Origin of the sequence: Roseivirga sp. E12, assembly GCF_017592825.1 — a bacterium.
Lineage (GTDB): Bacteria > Bacteroidota > Bacteroidia > Cytophagales > Cyclobacteriaceae > Roseivirga.
Window position 1 is genome coordinate 71,756 of the sequence record NZ_JAGFMD010000002.1, and the last position, 17,960, is coordinate 89,715.

At 41.1% G+C, this 17,960-nt stretch carries 17 protein-coding genes; all 17 read right to left on the reverse strand.

What is annotated here, in order from left to right; translation table 11 throughout:
- Nucleotides 1-13: 13 nt before the first annotated feature.
- Genes pseI through J4E76_RS08015 form a run of 17 tightly spaced genes read right to left on the reverse strand, consistent with a single transcriptional unit; the run spans nucleotide 14 to nucleotide 17,940 of the window.
- A complete protein-coding gene (pseI, locus tag J4E76_RS07935) occupies nucleotides 14-1,039 on the reverse strand; it encodes a pseudaminic acid synthase (RefSeq protein WP_208502902.1) in 1,026 nt (341 codons plus the stop codon).
- The gene (locus tag J4E76_RS07940; RefSeq protein WP_208502904.1) at nucleotides 1,036-2,181 is read right to left on the reverse strand and encodes an ATP-grasp domain-containing protein; all 1,146 of its coding nucleotides are present in this window, start codon (nucleotides 2,179-2,181) and stop codon (nucleotides 1,036-1,038) included. The genes pseI and J4E76_RS07940 overlap by 4 nt, the downstream gene beginning before the upstream one ends.
- Before the next feature lie 2 nt (nucleotides 2,182-2,183).
- On the reverse strand, nucleotides 2,184-2,867 hold the full coding sequence (locus tag J4E76_RS07945; protein WP_208502906.1) for a formyltransferase family protein: 684 nt from the start codon (nucleotides 2,865-2,867) through the stop codon (nucleotides 2,184-2,186).
- Nucleotides 2,867-3,496, reverse strand: a complete 630-nt coding sequence (locus tag J4E76_RS07950) for a trans-aconitate 2-methyltransferase (RefSeq protein ID WP_208502908.1) — start codon at nucleotides 3,494-3,496, stop codon at nucleotides 2,867-2,869. Before J4E76_RS07950 ends, J4E76_RS07945 begins: the two co-directional genes overlap by 1 nt.
- The gene (locus tag J4E76_RS07955; protein ID WP_208502910.1) at nucleotides 3,489-4,526 is read right to left on the reverse strand and encodes a hypothetical protein; all 1,038 of its coding nucleotides are present in this window, start codon (nucleotides 4,524-4,526) and stop codon (nucleotides 3,489-3,491) included. Before J4E76_RS07955 ends, J4E76_RS07950 begins: the two co-directional genes overlap by 8 nt.
- Nucleotides 4,527-4,539: 13 nt before the next feature.
- On the reverse strand, nucleotides 4,540-5,856 hold the full coding sequence (locus tag J4E76_RS07960; RefSeq protein WP_208502911.1) for an aminotransferase class III-fold pyridoxal phosphate-dependent enzyme: 1,317 nt from the start codon (nucleotides 5,854-5,856) through the stop codon (nucleotides 4,540-4,542).
- On the reverse strand, nucleotides 5,849-6,619 hold the full coding sequence (locus J4E76_RS07965; RefSeq protein ID WP_208502913.1) for a cytidylyltransferase domain-containing protein: 771 nt from the start codon (nucleotides 6,617-6,619) through the stop codon (nucleotides 5,849-5,851). Before J4E76_RS07965 ends, J4E76_RS07960 begins: the two co-directional genes overlap by 8 nt.
- Nucleotides 6,607-7,485 carry an aldo/keto reductase gene (locus J4E76_RS07970; protein WP_208502914.1) on the reverse strand — a complete coding sequence of 293 codons (879 nt, stop codon included), beginning with the start codon at nucleotides 7,483-7,485 and terminating at the stop codon, nucleotides 6,607-6,609. The genes J4E76_RS07965 and J4E76_RS07970 overlap by 13 nt, the downstream gene beginning before the upstream one ends.
- Nucleotides 7,486-7,493: 8 nt before the next feature.
- Nucleotides 7,494-8,693 (reverse strand): UDP-4-amino-4,6-dideoxy-N-acetyl-beta-L-altrosamine transaminase, encoded by a 1,200-nt coding sequence (gene pseC / locus J4E76_RS07975; RefSeq protein WP_208503495.1) that lies wholly within the window; start codon nucleotides 8,691-8,693, stop codon nucleotides 7,494-7,496.
- A gap of 9 nt (nucleotides 8,694-8,702) precedes the next feature.
- The gene (locus J4E76_RS07980; protein WP_208502916.1) at nucleotides 8,703-9,533 is read right to left on the reverse strand and encodes a phytanoyl-CoA dioxygenase family protein; all 831 of its coding nucleotides are present in this window, start codon (nucleotides 9,531-9,533) and stop codon (nucleotides 8,703-8,705) included.
- Nucleotide 9,534: 1 nt separating this feature from the next.
- The gene (locus tag J4E76_RS07985; protein WP_208502918.1) at nucleotides 9,535-10,425 is read right to left on the reverse strand and encodes a bifunctional 2-polyprenyl-6-hydroxyphenol methylase/3-demethylubiquinol 3-O-methyltransferase UbiG; all 891 of its coding nucleotides are present in this window, start codon (nucleotides 10,423-10,425) and stop codon (nucleotides 9,535-9,537) included.
- 52 nt (nucleotides 10,426-10,477) lie between these two features.
- On the reverse strand, nucleotides 10,478-11,488 hold the full coding sequence (pseB, locus tag J4E76_RS07990) for a UDP-N-acetylglucosamine 4,6-dehydratase (inverting) (protein ID WP_208502920.1): 1,011 nt from the start codon (nucleotides 11,486-11,488) through the stop codon (nucleotides 10,478-10,480).
- A gap of 4 nt (nucleotides 11,489-11,492) precedes the next feature.
- Nucleotides 11,493-13,283: an ABC transporter ATP-binding protein gene (locus J4E76_RS07995; protein WP_208502922.1), complete on the reverse strand. Its 1,791-nt coding sequence runs from the start codon at nucleotides 13,281-13,283 to the stop codon at nucleotides 11,493-11,495.
- A gap of 57 nt (nucleotides 13,284-13,340) precedes the next feature.
- The gene (locus tag J4E76_RS08000; RefSeq protein ID WP_208502924.1) at nucleotides 13,341-15,725 is read right to left on the reverse strand and encodes a polysaccharide biosynthesis tyrosine autokinase; all 2,385 of its coding nucleotides are present in this window, start codon (nucleotides 15,723-15,725) and stop codon (nucleotides 13,341-13,343) included.
- Nucleotide 15,726: 1 nt separating this feature from the next.
- Nucleotides 15,727-16,563: a polysaccharide biosynthesis/export family protein gene (locus J4E76_RS08005; RefSeq protein ID WP_208502926.1), complete on the reverse strand. Its 837-nt coding sequence runs from the start codon at nucleotides 16,561-16,563 to the stop codon at nucleotides 15,727-15,729.
- A complete protein-coding gene (gene kdsA, locus J4E76_RS08010; protein ID WP_208502928.1) occupies nucleotides 16,560-17,405 on the reverse strand; it encodes a 3-deoxy-8-phosphooctulonate synthase in 846 nt (281 codons plus the stop codon). Before kdsA ends, J4E76_RS08005 begins: the two co-directional genes overlap by 4 nt.
- Nucleotides 17,392-17,940, reverse strand: a complete 549-nt coding sequence (locus J4E76_RS08015; RefSeq protein WP_208502930.1) for an HAD family hydrolase — start codon at nucleotides 17,938-17,940, stop codon at nucleotides 17,392-17,394. Before J4E76_RS08015 ends, kdsA begins: the two co-directional genes overlap by 14 nt.
- Between the last annotated feature and the right edge of the window lie 20 nt (nucleotides 17,941-17,960).

A 17,960-nucleotide genomic window follows, 5' to 3' on the forward strand; every position in this document is an offset into this window, starting at 1 on the left:
TTTATCTCTTATTCTATTTCTCTATCAAACCCAATGTAAGAGCGGTACCTCTTTTGATGTTTGTCAATGCTCTTTTGCCAAGGATTTGATCATAGAAACGAGGGTGTAGCCCATACCCTGGTCTAATGGAGCGGACATTCTGTGCAGTCAACTCTTCACCTTTTTTAATGTCTTCAGTAACATAAAGTGATCTGGAGAATTCACGGCTTTTCAGTTGTTTTTCACTCAGGCTATAATCTACTGTGCCGATGGCTCTTTCTGCCTGCCTCACAGCATTGACCATTTGGGTAAATTCTTGTTCATCTAATGAAAAACTAGAATCGGGTCCGCCTATGGACTTATCAAGTATGAAGTGCTTTTCAATGATTTTAGCCCCCAGGCTGGTGGCCACAATGGGTGCCGTCAACCCTAATGTATGATCAGAAAGGCCGCTTATGACACCAAACCTTTCGGCAAGGTCTTTGATCATTACCAGATTGGCCTCCTCAATGGGAGCAGGATAACTGGAGGTGCACTTTAATAAGGCAATCTGGTTGTTGCCCATTTTGTAACAACTGTCTACTGCCAGCTGAATGTCTTCATCAGACGCAATGCCCGTAGAAATGATGACAGGCTTTCCCTTTGAGGCTACAAGTTCAATCAGGGGAATATCGGTGATTTCAAAACTGGCAATCTTATAGGCTGGCACATTAAGTTCTTCCAGCAACGCAACTGCACTAGGATCGAATGGAGAAGAAAAACAAACCAACCCCTCCTCTCTGGCAACTTCAAAGAGTTGTTTGTGCCATTCCCAAGGCGTATGGGCTTCTTTATACAGGTCATAGAGTGTCCTACCATCCCAAATGGTACCATGGTTTAATTTAAAGTCATCACTATCATGTTGCATTGTGATGGTGTCTGCAGTGTAAGTTTGCAGTTTGATCGCATCGGCACCTGTACGTTTGGCCGCTCGAATTGTATCAATGGCCACCGCAATGCTTCCATTGTGATTGGCCGACAATTCGGCTATGATAAAAACTCCTGATTGGTCAAAGATCATAGTCTTACATGGTATTTGTCAAAATCATTGATGTCGCTACTTTCGAGAAAATAATAGCCAATGGCATCAGTAAGCATTGTAGCATTCTTACTGGCATCCTTTTCGTTTAAATGCTCATCTCTTACCAGTCCATTTGCCTTGGCCCTTTGATGAGCATCTCTATCTTCTTCATACGCCATTATTCCCAACATGGCGTTGGTTTGTGGCAAGTGTATAAGATTTTGGTCAATGTCTGTTTCTCCCAAATAGGCTCTTAATATCAATTCATTGTAATCTACACCTTTTGCCACTTTCAACAACCTGTCTCTGACCAGGCCTGATCTGGAGGCAATTTCGATCAATGCTATTTGATCTCCTTTGATCTTGACCTCTGTATGACATGGCCCATATTGCACATTCAGAATATTGAGCAAATAAATCATGAATGGCTCCACTATAGCCATTAACTCCTGAGTTTTGTCTTTATCCACAATATCCATGCGCTCCATAAAATAAGGAGCTCCTGACAGCACCTCCTGCACTATGCCTACAATATGGTGCTGGCCATCAAAAGACACCGTTTCTATACTATATTGCTGGCCATCGATAAATTCTTCTAGCAGAATTTCAGACAGGTCGTTGCAATATGGAAGGGCTCTTTCCAGAGCTTCTTCAAACTCCTCCTGTGAATTGATCAAAGTTACCCCTCTGCTTGCAGAACTGATGGAAGGTTTCAGAATGAGAGGAAAATTGAGTGAAGGTGGAATTTGCTTGTTGTTACTAAGCGTGAATACTTTTGGCTCTGTCATGACGCTACCAGCAAGCCTTTCGCGCATTACTCTTTTATCAGTAGTAGCCATTACAGTTTCTACAGAATTGTAGGGTAATTGATGCTTTTCAGCAACCAGGGAGGCTACCCTATTCCCTATTTCTGTGATAGGACTGAGTACTATATCGCAGGCTGCAGCTTCGAAATAGGCATTCACCCCATCGAAATCCGAAATATCAATGGGTTCAAAGATTATTCCCGGATGACTACTCAAAAAGGCACTAACATCCCTATCCAATACATGGACCTCATGCCCAAAGCGTAAAGTTGTTTCTACAAAATCACTTTGTAAATAACTACCTCCTAACACTAGGACTTTCTTCCTACTTTTCACCCTTACAATTTAAACACTCCTGTCTCATTTTTCTCATCAAGTTCAATGAGTTTGTTCAACGTTTCCTGAGATTTAAGAGCGGGGTTAAACACCATAGAAACCGGCCATTCATCTATCAATTCAATCACTCCGTTGTTGAATTGGAGACTTCCAGCTTCCAACATTTCAAAAATCAGTGCCATTTGATAAACCTTTTGAACAAAACTTACCCGTTCAAGTGCTTCTACTGTATGTTTTGATGCTATAGCAATACACGATTGTCCAATGATCTTTCCTTCATCGGCATTTTCATTGATCACATGTGCTGTAGTGCCAAAGTATTTCACACCGGCACTCAGGGCTCTTTTCGTAGGAGCAAAGCCTCGGAAGGCAGGAAGTAATGAGGGGTGAAAGTTAATGGTCAGGTAGTGATCAAAAAGTGATTCCGTAATGAGTCTCGTATAAAAAAGAAAAATCACATCGACACCTCCATGTTCGTCAATGAAACTTTTGGCCTGCTCACTCAAATCATCATTATCGGTTGTCTCAATTCTTTTATAATTAATTCCCTGCTCAACTGCAAATTGTTCGATACCGCAAGGTCGATCGGTAATTAAAACCACCTGACTCGCTTGTAAACCTATCAGTTTGTAAAATGTCTTGAATGCTCCTCCGTTACTGGAACTAACTACACCTATCTTCAACATTATTTGTACATATAAGCTGTATACTCGTAAAGAGGGTAGGCATGATTAAGTTTCACATGCCTAGTGTGTTTAAACAAAATTTTTAAAAGCTCAGAGGGGTCATTATGGAAATTGCCATCCATTTGATAATCGACATATGATGTCATTGTATTGAAGGCTATTCCTTTGTGACAAATCTGGAACATCTTTGCCACCAGTGCTTCCATGTAATCATGCATTTCTGAGTCGGTAGCGGATAATTTCTGGGTGAGAATACCATTGCAGGTCAGGTAGTCATACCGCTCAGTCACTGGCATACTTAAAAAATCACCATTGATGAAGGTTGCTTCGGGGTATTTTTGGTTACCGAAATCAACCATTTCTTTCACCACATCCACTCCAGTGAATTGGATATGACCATAACCTTTAGCCAGCATAAATTCATATTGCCCCCCATAGCCGGCACCGATATCGAGCATAGACACTTGTTGCTTTCCAGAACGATCACCTTCTAAAAGTACATCCAGCATGGCCTCATAGCGCATGGCCGCTTTTTCTTTTGGACCCCAGTCAACTCCTTCGGAGGTAGCACCAAATTCCTCAAACTTTTTGGCATAGTGTGCTTTAAGGTCTTCTGTTATCTTACTCATGATCCGTTCGGTTAAAATACAGCATTATGTCTTCTGCTAGTCGCATGCTTCCCTGGCCGTCTACTATTTGCCGACCGATCTTACGCATTTTTTTCCTTTCCTCCATCGATCGGACCTGTTTCACAGCTAAAACCAAATATGCTTCATAATCAGGTCCATTGCTGTCTATAATATGCTCCGTATATCCCTCTTCTTTAATTGCATGCAACGCCCATATCTGATTTTCGGCCACAGATACCTGAATGGTCGGTATTCCCAGGCAAAAAAGCTCATAGGCAGCCTGACCGGCCGTGATAAGGGCCAGGTCCATCTTACACATGAGTTCGCACATTTCATTGGCATTCAGGCCACTCAGTATCTTTAACCTATCTCCCAAGCGTTGTTTCCATTCGGCTATATGCCACTTGTCTTTATTATAAATGAGATGAATGGTGGCCTTCGGAAATTGTTCGCTGATGGTTTTAAGGGCTAAACCAGAAAGGTTCTTCAGGTCCATCCCCCCCATCATTATCATTACCTCTTTTATTTCCTCAGTGATCTCAACTGAGCTAGTAGCTGACCAAAAAGGTTTTCGTATAAGGATGTATTTCTGGCCTATGAGCATATCCCGATCCTCATCATATGGTAGGTCCAGATAATGCATGAAGTTGATAGGCACAAGGATCAGCCCTTTAGGGTAGTCTGTACGACCGTGGTCATCGAGATATGCAATGTTAGGACAATTGGCTGCGAGTTGGTCAAGCCCTGCCTTGTCTACCTTGTATGAATCTAATATGAAAATGGCTTCTTCGGCATCCAGATTTGCAAGTAGGCCTTTCGTATCATTCAACCAATCGTAGCAGATATATTCATCTTCATTGATCAGCTTGCGGAGGCTGTCATCACCATTGACAACCAGCTTGGCCTTGGCTCCTTGTTGTTGAAAGGCCTGACTCAAGGCATAGCAGCGTGCTATGTGGCCAAAACCAACATTAGCCCCGCCTTCGGTGAGGATATAAACATTTGTCCTTACTTCTTCCAATGCCTCCATGTTAACAACCGACTTAGTTCAGCCTTTTAAAGCCCCCGTGACATACGGGACCCTCAAGGAGGTCATCTGCACATAATTCATCTTTTTCACATTTAGCAATTAGTGCAAACATGTCATCCAAATTGTCAAAATATGGGTTGATTACCTCTGGAGTATGGGCAGTGGTGACATATACACTATTTGATGCCAGAAATCCTCTTTTGAGCATTTCTTGAGTGATAAGCGTCTTGTATTTTAACCAATGAGGTGTGTCCAGTCCAAAAAAAGAAAGGGCGGGTAGCCCTGAAGTGTTGATCTTAAGATTGTGAACTGCTGCCAGTTCTCTCCATCGTTGAGAAATGCCTTTACCCGTTTCAGTGATAATCTCCCAAGACTTGATTCGCTCCATTTCCTTCAATGTAGCCAAAGCAGCAGTAGGGCCGATACGCTCCGTCCAGAACGTACTGCTAATAAAGGTGTTTTGAGCAGCTTCCATAACCGAACGCTTGCCAATGATAGCAGTAATGGCATAGCCATTGCCCAAGGCTTTTCCAAACATGGCCATGTCAGGCTCCACTCCATACATTTTGTGTAAACCTCCAAAAGTTTGTCTGAAACCCGAGGTACACTCATCGAAGATCAGCACAATGTCATTTTCAGTGGCCAGCTTTCTTACACCTTCCAAAAAACCGGGAGCTGGTCCTTCGTTTCTTGACACCTCCATTTTGATCACCCCTACATCGGGATTATCCCGAACAATAGCTTCAAGTTCGTCAAGTCTATTGTAATTGAACGGTAGCACAGTTTTGTTCAAGTTTTTGGGTACTCCAAGTGGGTTTAGACCTGGCAATAGGTGTCCATCCAGGTTTTCACCATCACCTAGGTTGGCACTGAGGTACCAATCGTGCCATCCATGATAGCCACAGAAAGCTACTTTATCTTTTCCACTTGCAGCGCGTGCAATGCGAATAGCAATGGCATTGGCTTCGCCTCCACTTCTTGCAAAACGCGTCATATCGGCCCAGGGATGTAGTTCTATGAGTCTCTCAGCCAAGGCCACTTCTTCTGGACAGCTCAGGGTAGACATGTTTCCATTAGTGACTGCCCCCATTACGGCTTCATCTATTGTATCATGACTATAACCAAGTATGTTAGGGCCAATGCCCATAATGGATACATCTCTATATTCGTTACCATCGAGGTCCCAAATGGAGCATCCTTTCGCCTTGCTATAGTAAGAAGGCCAATTTTCAGGAAGAAACATTTCAGGCCGTTTTGACAGCAACATCGTTCCTCCCGGGATTAAGGTTTTGGCCTTTTTGTAAAGGTCTTGCCCTGTTCTTTTACTCATCTTTTTCGTTTTTAAGGGACTTCAGGTATCCTTCGTTTCTTATAATATTCGAATTGATAGCCCTTTCAGGGTGCGCAATCAGATATTGAGTGTACTCAAACCATGGTTTATCAATCCCAAGTGCTTCTACCAACCAGGTCATCACCTCCAAATCAGCTGCTTCGTCCACTGTCATTCTGATGGCATTGTAATTGCCTGGCGAGGGTAAATCTGCAGATGTAAATAACTCCCCTCCATTAAAGTCACAGTTGCTCCAAATATAAGGGGTGACATGCTCTCGCTCGTGCCTTTTCACAGCTTCATTCCAAGCCTTTTCCAGTGTGCTCATTTTAAATACTTCAATATCTTGACCATCAGGAAAATCTTGAACCAATACATTAGAGCAATAGTCATAATCATGTTGGATTGCCAATTCAACAACTGCATCTACAAGCTCAGGGTCAATTAAAGGGCAATCTGAAGTAACCCGTACTACCCAGTCTGGTTTGTGAAGAATAGCAGCTTGATAGAACCTGTCTAAGACATCATCTAAAGACCCTTTGAACCAGATGGTACCGCACCTTTCTGCAATAATGCAAATTTCGTCACTACGATCTTCGTTAGTTGTGGCTACCACCACCTGATCAACTTTTTGCGCCATGGTTAGTCGCTTGAGATGTATGTCCAGTAAGGTCTGATTACCAATGGGTAACAATACCTTGGAAGGTAGTCTGCTAGAACCTACCCTGGCCTGGGTAATCGCTATTGTTTTCACTTTTTCCATAGGGCTGGGTTCAATAGGTCTATCTGCCTCACATTAATAGTAGCATCTATTTCTTCGAGCATCTCTCCTACTACAGGGTTTCCAAGGATGGATAAATTGGCTTCGAGTTGCGCCAGGCTATCTACTCCTATCAATACTCGGTCTAAATATGGTTTAGATAGTGGATAACAAAGTGCCAAAGATGCCATGTCTGTATCATATTTCTTACAGAGAGCACGCAATACCATAAGCGGCTCAATCAGCGGTTTTAATAAGGTTGGGAAGCTTTCGTAGGACTTAAAAAAGAGCCCTTGAAGAAATACAGATCGTGTATGGACCTCTTTGCCAGAGTCTTTTAGGGCCTGAAAAATGGCACCTCGTTTAGCATCATTGTCGAATAGATTAAATGGTGCTTGAATTACAGCAATGTCATCTGCATTGATGAGTGCTTCCAATTCTTCATTGGTATATACAGATACCCCAATCTTTTTAACCAACCCTTCTGCCACACAAGATTCGATTTCTTTCAGCTGTCCGGTACTCTGCTGGTAATGCTGAAATGAATGGAAAAGAATGGTATCCAGACAATCGATCTGCAGTCTACTAAGACTTTTCTTTAGTGACCCCTTCGGTCCTAGACCTTCCGTTACAGAAAGCTTTGTGATGATGTCAAAAGGCACTTGCTCTTGCTCTAGTACAAATGCACCGATCACTTCTTCTGAAGAGCCGTAACCTGCTGCAGTATCAAGGCATTGAATTCCCCCTTCCAAAGCACCAGCCAATATTTTTGCAGATTCATTTGTTGAGAGCTGGCCTTTTGGGTTATTTATTCCATAATCCAGCCCAAATTGAACGGTTCCCAAAATCAGCTTTTTCGGGCTATACATATCGTTTTTCAATCCGAATAATACTCATCTATTGACCTGATGACAAAGTCTTGTTCCTCGTCTTTCAATGTGGGGTACATAGGAATACTCAGGCAGTGCCTGTAATAGTCCTCCGCAATTGGAAGGTCACCTTCTGACCAGCCTTTTTGTCTGTAATAAGGCATCAGGTGCACCGGTATGTAGTGAATTTGGGCATAAATCTTTAGGCTCCTAAGATGGTTGTATAAACCAATTCTATCTTCTAACTCCAGAATATACAAATGATAGGCATGCCCCTCTATTTTGCCACTTTGCCTCTTCACGTAGGACTTACCAGCAAATGCTTCATTATATCTTGTGGCCAGATACCTTCTCCTACTCAAACCGTCATCAGCCCTTTGCAGCTGGCTTAGTCCTAATGCCGCATGAATATCTGAGAGTCGGTAGTTATAACCCAGATCGACCATCTCCATATACCAGTCGGGCCAATTACCCCTGACAACTTCCTGACCTCCAGAGGCAAATTCGGATGTATTCCGGAAAAGGCTACTATCTCTGGTAATTCCATGGGTCCGAAGCCTGATCAATTTTTCATAGATTTCCTCATCATTGGTAGTGATCATCCCCCCTTCTCCTGAAGCAATGTGCTTTACCGGATGAAATGAGAAAATGGCCACATCGGCATAACGTCCATTTCCGCAAAGTTCTTTTTCCCCTTGTGAGTTTTCAAAGAAGCCACCTGGTGCATGGCAGGCATCTTCTATAATCCACAGGCCATATTCATTAGCCAGCTGTCTGAATGCCTCAAGGTTTACCGCTCTGCCTGTCATGTCTACAAGCACCAGCCCATGATAAGTGCCTTTTGGCTCTGAAGCCAACAGTGCCTTGACCGCCTGAAGGTCTATCAGATAAGTTTGAGGATCAATATCAGCAAAAACAACCTCTCCCTGACAGTATTCGATCGCATTGGCTGACGCAGAAAAAGTAATTGGTGTAGTAATTACTTTCTGACCCGGAACTACTTTCAGGGCCATGGCACAAAGGTGCAAAGCAGCAGTACCATTCGAAACCGCCACCGCGTAACGAGCGCCAGTATATTCGGCAAAAGCCGCCTCAAAATTATCGACAGCTGGCCCTTGGGTGAGGTAATCAGATTTGAGCACCTCATTTACCGCAGCTATGTCTTGATCGGTAATATCCTGTCGGCCGTAAGGAATTGCTCTCACTATTGGTAAATATTAAGATGGTAATGAATAATCGGAAGGAGGCTCAAATATATCGGACCTTCTTGAGAGCCGCGTAAACTCATCTTTTGGCGGAGTATACTTATATCCGAGTAATTCTTTTTGTCGGTCAGTCAGACTTTCGTACATATCAACTGGCATATTCTTATTAGGATCGAAAGAGGGTTTTAGGAACCACCGGGAATAGGTGTTGATCAATGCCCAGCGCTCGCTCTCCGACTGGTTGCTGCCACTGCCATGCCAGACGCCTCCATTGTAGACAAGTACAGAGCCAGCAGGGGCACATGCACTGATCTCATTGATATAGCGTTTGCCATTCTCCGCAAAGCTTGGCGTGAGATGACTACCGGGCACGAGTTTCGTGGCTCCGTTCTCTTCTGTAAAGTCATCGAGCATCCACAGTGCCTGTGCTACCAATGCAAAAGGAGTACCTGGCATATTGGAATCTATATGCAGTTGCTGCTGTTGTGAACCATGCCCTACGCCTCTGCCAGAAGAAAGCTGAAGTATAAATGGCTCCTGATCCATATAAGATCCTTTTTGGAGTAGATAAGAAACATAAGGAAAGACCTTATCATCGTCAATGGTTGAAAAGAAATCTCTGTGCTTGTTGTAAAGGTTATATACTACTTTAATCACAGCAGTTTCTGTACCATGGAATTTCTTAGCAGCCTCTGAGAGGGCATATTGATCTTTGTATTGATTATAGCTTTCCCTCAATAGATTCTTATAGTGAGTGCACTCTTCTTTCGATAGTACATTTTCTACAATAATGTAGCCCTGTTCGTCCAGTTGCTTCATTTCAACTTCCGTGAGTTGCTTCATTTTAGGCCTTTTTATAGTAACCGATAATCTCCCTTCCAAGCCCTAGGCCAGACATAGCTTCATAAAATGCATTTACCTTGTCTGAACCCTGCCGATGAATGAAATTCTCAAACTCCACTCGCATCAGATGGCAGGATTTTCCTACTTCAGATTTTTCTACATAATTGGTTTGATCCAGCAGAAGCATCATGTCGATAGGAAAGTCACACATAGCAAAAACAGCTCCCCAACCTGCTTCCTTAGCCACTGCATCCAGCCCTTCCTGACTAAAATAAGAAAGATGATCTGGTGGAGACACCCAGAATGGCTTGGAAATCTTTTCCTTATCAGATAAATACTTTTGGAGGCTTGAAAAGTCATTGGGCACTTCTACCAATAGCAACCCGCCTTCTTTGGCAAGTGCAGCACAGGTTTCTAAAAGCAATAGTGGATTAATCACATGTTCCAGAACATTGTCAAGCCAAATAAGATCATACTGCTGCCCTTCATCCAGCAAAGCTTTCAATGTATCTTCTAAATCTCCCTGATGTACTCTTTCTTTGAGTTGGGAATTTTGGGTCTCGACACCAAACTTACTGAAGTCCGCTCCGGTAACATCCCACCCCTTTTTGTCGAAGTAGTCTAGCGTCCAGCCTTCACCGCAACCTACATCTAGTAATCTCAGTCCTTGCTCATCTTGGAAATTTCCGAGCCCATAAGCCTTATGTGCTTTTTGTGAGATCTTATTATAAATGTATTGCTTCTCCTCTTCAAGATACTGATGCTGATATTGTACCTCATTCTGGTAGTACTTATCAGCGTAGTATTCCTTGAGTTCCTGTTTATTCGGAATGTTCTTTATTTGATAGAATCCATATGAGTTTAGCTCTACCAATTCGTAAATGTCCTTCATTACCTATCTAATATTATTCATTATAAATGAAACTAGTATTGTTCAGCAATCCTTACACATTAAAGTCCGGGTACAAATGCTCTTTAATCAACTCCCTCAAAGTTTCGACCGTCTCCCAATTGCTATTCTCTCCAGAATTATACCTGAAACCTCCCGGTACCTTAGCCGGCTTCTCCATATTCAAGTGCTCTTTTAGTTTTTGAGGTGGTACGGTAGGAACAATTACGTAATACTTACCAAAATCATATGTATTAAAGGCATCCGATTCGGTAATCATTTCTTCGTGAATCTTCTCTCCTGGCCTGACCCCAATTACTCGCTTTTCACATTCTGGACCAATTGCTTCTGCAACATCTAAAATCCTATACGAAGGAATCTTAGGCACAAACAGTTCTCCGCCTACAGCATGTTCCAATGCATAAATCACCATATCCACCCCTCCTTCCAACGTAATATTAAAACGAGTCATTTCAGGATTAGTAATTGGTAATGCTCCTTCCATTCTTTTTTTCATAAAAAACGGGATAACTGATCCGTTGCTACCCATTACATTGCCATACCTGACAACTGAAAACCTAATAGGGTTCCATCCCTTGATGTTGTTTGCTGCTATAAAAAGTTTGTCACTTGTCAACTTGGTAGCACCATACAAATTCACTGGTGCACAAGCCTTATCAGTAGAAAGTGCTACGACTCTTTGAACATTTGCATTCAGACATGCATTGATTACGTTTTGAGCTCCATCCACATTAGTCCTAATACACTCTTCTGGGTTATACTCTGCTATATGTACGTGCTTCATAGCCGCTGCATGAATCACATAGTCTACTTGTTGAAAGGCCCTAGCGAGCCTTTCTTTATCACGTACATCCCCGATGAAATACCTCATTTGTTTATATTCCGATGGAGGGAATTCTTGTGCCATTTGGAACTGCTTTTGCTCATCTCTGGAAAAAATAATGAGTTTTTTGAGCTCAGGGTGGTTATTAAGCAAATACGAGGTCAACGCCTTTCCGAGTGACCCTGTACCTCCAGTGATAAGGATAGTTTTGTCTTTATACATTCTATTAGAGTTCTTGAAGATCGACCATTTTTTTAAAAAGCTTGGATCTTTTTAAGAGCATGTCATACGAACCGATATCTATAATCGACCCTTTATCCAATAATACAACAAGGTCGGCATTTCTGATTGTTGATAACCTATGTGCTACCATAAGTATAGTATACTGGCCTCTTAATGAGTCAATGTTATTCTGTATTTCTTTTTCAGTTTGAGAATCTAAAGCCGATGTCGCTTCATCCATAATGAGAACATCAATATCCTTATACATCTCTCTGGCAATAGATAGTCTTTGCCTTTGTCCTCCGCTAAGATTAACTCCGTTACTACCCAATATCGAGTCTTCACCATATTTCAAATCATTCACGAATGAATAGATAGAAGCCTTATCCAAACTTTTCCAAAACCTTTCCTGTGACTCTGAAGACTTATCGGACCAAAAAGTGACATTATTGAAGACTGTATCATTAAAAATCACGGGCTCTTGTGTAATGTACCCGATGCGAGCTCTATATTCCTTAATGTCTACTCTGTTTAAATCAATGCCGTCAATTTTCACATAACCCGTAACAGGCTGAAGTAATCCTGCAATGAGGTTCACAAGAGTAGTTTTTCCAGATCCCGATTCTCCTACAAATGCAACGGTCTTATTTTTAGGTATGTCAAGTGAAATATTATTCAGCACCAGGGTTTGACCAAAAGAGAAATCAACATTCTCCAACACTATTCCATCTTTTAGGGAATGTACTTCTTTTCCTAAAAGCTTTTCTTCACCTTCAATTAGCTCCTGCTGAAAATCCCTCATATTTTCCAAAGAACCAGATACTTTCAAAAAGGCATTCCATTCAGTCTGCAATTTCATTACAAAAGTAAGCGCCCTATAGAAAAACAAGAGTGAGAGTATTATCAACCCCAAATTTTGATTCAAATATGTGACCTCTATAAGAATAACAACAACAACAATTAGAACAACAATAGGTTCTCTCACAGAAGAGAGAATTGCGTCATATAAACCAACTTTTCTTTTACTCTCCTCAATTTCATTGGTCAGGTTTTCAACTTTTCTTGTGAATACGTCAACCAAAGATGTGGCCTTTAAGTATTTGAAAGAATGAATCATTTGAATCATCAAAAGTTGATACAAATGCCCCCCTTTTGTTAGTTCCCTTGAAAGTTGTTTGGTACGATTATAAATGGTTCTAAAAGCAAAATTTGAAACGACTCCTCCAAAAGTGACCAATAGAGCAAATTCGGCATTTGCCAAATATGCTAAAGCTATATATACGAACAGAACGACTGAGGCCTGAAGTGTTCCAACAAAGCTCTTGTAAGCACTGATGATACGCTCAATCTCTCCACTCATTGTATTTTGTATACGACCAACATCCATTGAAATAAATTTCTGGTAATCATAATTGGCCAAATAGTTAACATTCTCCGTTCTAAGTTTCCGAACAAAAATTTGTTGAACTTTTACTTTAAAATAACTTTCAAAAAATTTCGCCAACCCCTTGAATACAAAAAAGAAACTTAACACCCCAAGAACCGATTGCAAAGTAAAAGGAACACCAATCGATTCCATAGAAGTAATAATGAAGCCAAGGTTGCCCATAGACTCAGCATTTGAAACAGTTTGCCCGTTATCAAGCATTTCTAACATTGGAAGAAACATTGCTAAACCCAAACCATCTAGAATGCCAACGGCAAAACTCAGTACAAAAGTGAAAGGAAGCCTATAGCCGATGTAGCTGTAAAAATACGCGAAGTCGTCTGTAAATGAAGTGAATGCTTTTTTCAATGGTAGAGGTAATAGTCGTTGTTATTCAAGATATTATCTATTCAAGTCCTGCCTTGATTACTTCTTGAGTATCCTTTTAAAAGAAAACCTACTTTTGACTTCCTCATCGTCATAGTATCCGGAACCATAACCATAACCATAACCATAACCATAGCCATAACCATAACCATAGCCTTTGTTAACTTGAAAATCGTTCAATAGCAAAGCAGAATTATTGACCAACCCTTTCTTAGTAATATCATTTAGGAAAGGAAACACCTGCTTAACAGTATAATTTTGGCGTACTACAAAGATGTTCAAATCAGCAAGTTGTGTCAAGTTGAATGTATCAGCTACAATACCCACTGGCGGGGTGTCAATTACTACTTGATCATACTCCTCCTTCAATGATTCTATTAGAGCCTTAAGCTTGTCTGATATGAGAAGTTCAGCTGGATTAGGAGGTACAGGACCAGCAGCTATTAAATCAAGGTTTTCATACGGAGTACTCTGAATTATTTCGCTTCGATCAACAAATCCTGCCAAGTAGTTCGAGACTCCATAATCATTGGAAAGGCCGAAGTCACCGAATAGTTTTGGTTTTCGCAAATCCAAACCAATCAAAACCGTTTTTTTTCCTGATACAGCGAACATCGATGCAAGGTTCAAGGAACAGAATGACTTACCTTCACCAGAAGCATTTGAAGTAACCAATATAGTCTTGATAGACTTCTCTCGACCAAAAAAACTCATATTTGATCTTATGGCTCTAAAAGACTCTGACATAATTGACTTCGGATGTTCTAAAATCGCCAAATTTCCCTCATGTTTATTATGGCCAATCATACCAATAATTGGGATACTCGTAAGTCCTTCGATCTGCTTTCGGAATTCAATTTTATCATTGATTAACTCTCTCAAAAGAAGTAGAAGCAATGGTATGGCTACTCCAAGCGCAACCCCAATTGTATAGTTAAAGGACTTATTTGGGAAAACAGGTGACACATTGCCTGCAGCTTGATCCACTACCCTAGAATTTGCCTCATTCGAAGCTTTTAGAATACCGGCCTCTGCACGTCTTTCTCTGAAAAACTGAAACATTCGGTAGTACAAGTCATAAACACGTTCTATATCTCCATACTCCCTTTGCGATTCTGGGTACTTCTTAAATTCATCATCTAATCGGTCTAACGAATTTTGCACGGCCTTATTCTTCGCCTCCAACTCATCGATTTTTACAGAAACCGTGTTTTTCAAAAAGCTCGTTAATTGATTAATTTGAAGAGTTAGCCCTTGAATTTCCGGTGTAGTACTTGCTAAGACTTGTGACCTTCTTTCCCGATCAGCAAGGAACCCTTGAAGAGTAGTAATGTATTTTTGTATGTCTGCATTCCCATCAAATGTCTGCAAAGTTGGGATAATTCGATCTAAATTTGAGGTATCACTAAGAAACTTTAGGTTTTCTTCTAGGGTTGCTATGGCCCTCTCATTAACACCTTTCTCAACCTCAAGTTTATTTATGCGATCTAATATATCACTACCCTTTTGGTCAAAAGTGATTACTCGATTCTCTATCTTCACTTGATCTAATTGAGCAGCATAGAATTTTAGAGTATCCTCTAAAGCATTCATCTCTCTATTAACATACTTGATGGTTCTTTCTGCCGATTGATTCTTCCTGTCTAATTCCTCTGACATGTATGCCAACATTATGGCGTTTAGAAAGTCTGCTCCCTTATTGGCGTTTGTATGAATCAAACTCAAAGCCGCAATTGACGTAAATTCACCTTGATAAGTAACCCTTAACCTACGATTCCATTCATTTATCAAACTCTCTTTAGACCTAAATCGAAAGAAGAACTCTCTCCCCTCATAGTTTGCAGGTTTGGTAAACTCCAATCTAAGAGCATAACTGTCAGTGATAATTTCTTCAAAAGGACTATAAATACCTGATTCAGGGTGGTTTTCATCTTCAGCTAGGGTAAGTTGAAACAAGTTATTTTTTCCAAAACTCACCTTAAAAAGCTCATTATAGATTTGAGGATTTTCTTCAATTCTAACAACCTCAAACGCTAAAGTCTTATACTCTTCTATAGTCTTGATCCTTCCTTTGGAGTAATACTCCGTCCCGAAAATCAAAGTATCAAGCGCCAATTCAGTAATTCTTTTGCTTTCAAGTATTTTAAGCTCATTAAGAAAGTTTGAAGTATTGCTCAATGTAAACATTGAAAGAATACTCGGGTCGATATTAGAATTTGCATCCGGTATCAACAAAGTTGAAGATAGTCTGTACTTCTCATTAGTGTACCTGTGATAAATAAATGAAACTAACAACCCTATAAAAACACAAATGATAATGACTGGCCAATTCTTGACGAGCTTAAACAATATGAGTTTAGGGTCTAATGCAGCCCCAGAATTTTGACCATTCTTCTCTTCAAAAAAATCAAACTCGTTTGACATCTCAGTTGTTATTCGTAAGTACGCTAATAATTAACGCTGTGCCGGAAATCACTGATATCAATGTTGCAAAAGTCTGTAACGCTGTTTCTCCAGTTCCTAACTCTCTTATCTTCAATGGAGGCACATAAATTATGTCATCCGGTTGAAGAAAATAATATTCACTCTGCAGAAATGATCTACCAGTAACATCCAACTCATGTATTCTAGCCCCATCGGGGTACTGCCTCAGCAACTTTACGTGTGCACGATCAGCATTAAGAGTCAAATCTCCGGCTTCCGCAATAGCTTGTAACAATGTCACTTCATACTGCCTAATCAGATTAGGCCCAACACTCCTAACTTCACCAAATATGGTATAAGGAATACCACTTAGTTTTACTCCAACCAAAATATCCTTGATTTGAGGTCTGATTTGTTCTTCAATGGCATACTTCAACTCTGTTGTCGTCAGGCCTGCCGCCTTTACTCTACCCAGTGCATTTATCTCAATCATGCCATCTTTATCCACATTATATCCTGTCAAATAAGGATCTGGCCCACTGTTACCATTACCTCCTCCATTATTATTCCCAGCAAGTGAAATAGAGCCAGGTCGAGCAAAAACAGGGTAATACTTTTCTACTGCCTCTAGGTCACTGCTGTAGAAATTGACCAAAAGGATGTCATTTGGCTGCAGCTTATAATCCACACGTTTTAAATTGATTAAGGAGTCATTGGGTATATCCTGATTCTTATCCTGTAGGTAAACCACCTTTTCATTAGGGATGCAACTACTCGCTAGAAACAGGATAAATAGGAAACCTACTACTAATTTAAGTTCAGATCTTTGCTTTGTCATTCAACTGAGTTTTGAGATTGCTGACCTAGTTCAAAGGCTTGCTTGCTCATCGTTAAAAAATCTTTCATTTTATGCAGAGGAATCATATTTGGCCCATCGCTTAAAGCAACCTTAGGATCAGGGTGCGTTTCAATAAAGAACCCATCAACTCCAGCGGCTCCAGCCGCTCTTGCCAAGTAAGGGGCGAATTCTTTTTGGCCACCCGAAGTCCCTCCAGCTCCCCCAGGTTGTTGTACACTATGTGTGACATCAAAAATTACGGGGGCATACTGTCTCATAGTTGGCAAAGCCCTCATATCAACAACCAGATTATGGTAACCAAATGAAGCACCACGTTCGGTGAGGCAAACCTTGTTGTTTCCAGTAGATTTCACCTTGTTGACTGCATACTGCATGTCTTCTGGCGCCATGAACTGTCCACGTTTGATTTTCACTGTTTTACCTGTCTCTCCTGCTGCTACCAACAGGTCCGTTTGTCTGCATAGATAAGCCGGAATTTGCAATGCTTGCGCCACGTCACTCACAGGTTTCGCCTGATTAGGCTCGTGAATGTCGGTGATGACTGAAAGATCAAATTCGCGTCTAATCCTGTCTAGTACGCTTAACCCTTCGTCCAACCCTACTGATCTGTATGAATTTACCGAAGTTCGATTGGCTTTGTCAAATGATGCCTTAAATATATACTGAATATCGAGCCGTTCACAAGTTTCTTTAACGCTTTCCGCAACCCTTGCGCAGACCTCATAACTTTCGATAGCACATGGCCCTGAGAACAAGACCATTTTACCTTTACCAAGTGATATTTCTTCTGTGATCTGAAAGTCTTCTTTAAAAATCTTCATTGCTTGTTAAGTCCTTGATTATTTGATCATAATGGCCTTGACTGTCCAGAACTAAGTCTGACAGTTCTCTCAAAACTCCCTTTCCTCCTTCAGCCCTTGTGATATAGTCAACATTTTCTTTTACCGCATGATGACCATCCGCGGGGGTGGCACTTAAGCCACAGTTAACCAAAATAGGTAGGTCATTGATGTCATCCCCAACATATGCAACTTGACCCTTTGTCAATCCGAGTTTGTTAAGGACTTCTTTGAATACCTCAATCTTATTTTCAATTCCGTGATGATGGAAATCTATTCTGAGTTCATTACATCGATTACGGACTACTTGCGAGTCCCTACCAGTAATTACTCCCGTTAGAATATTGAATTTCCTGAGGTACTTGATGATTTGGCCGTCTTTAACATTGAATCTTTTGTATTCTTGCCCAGCATTATCATAGATAATACCTCCATCGGTGAGCACTCCGTCAACATCAAAGATGATCAGTTTAATTTGTTTTGCCTTTTCGAGAATTTCAGGCGAGATGTCCTTCATATTATGATTTAAACAAAAGT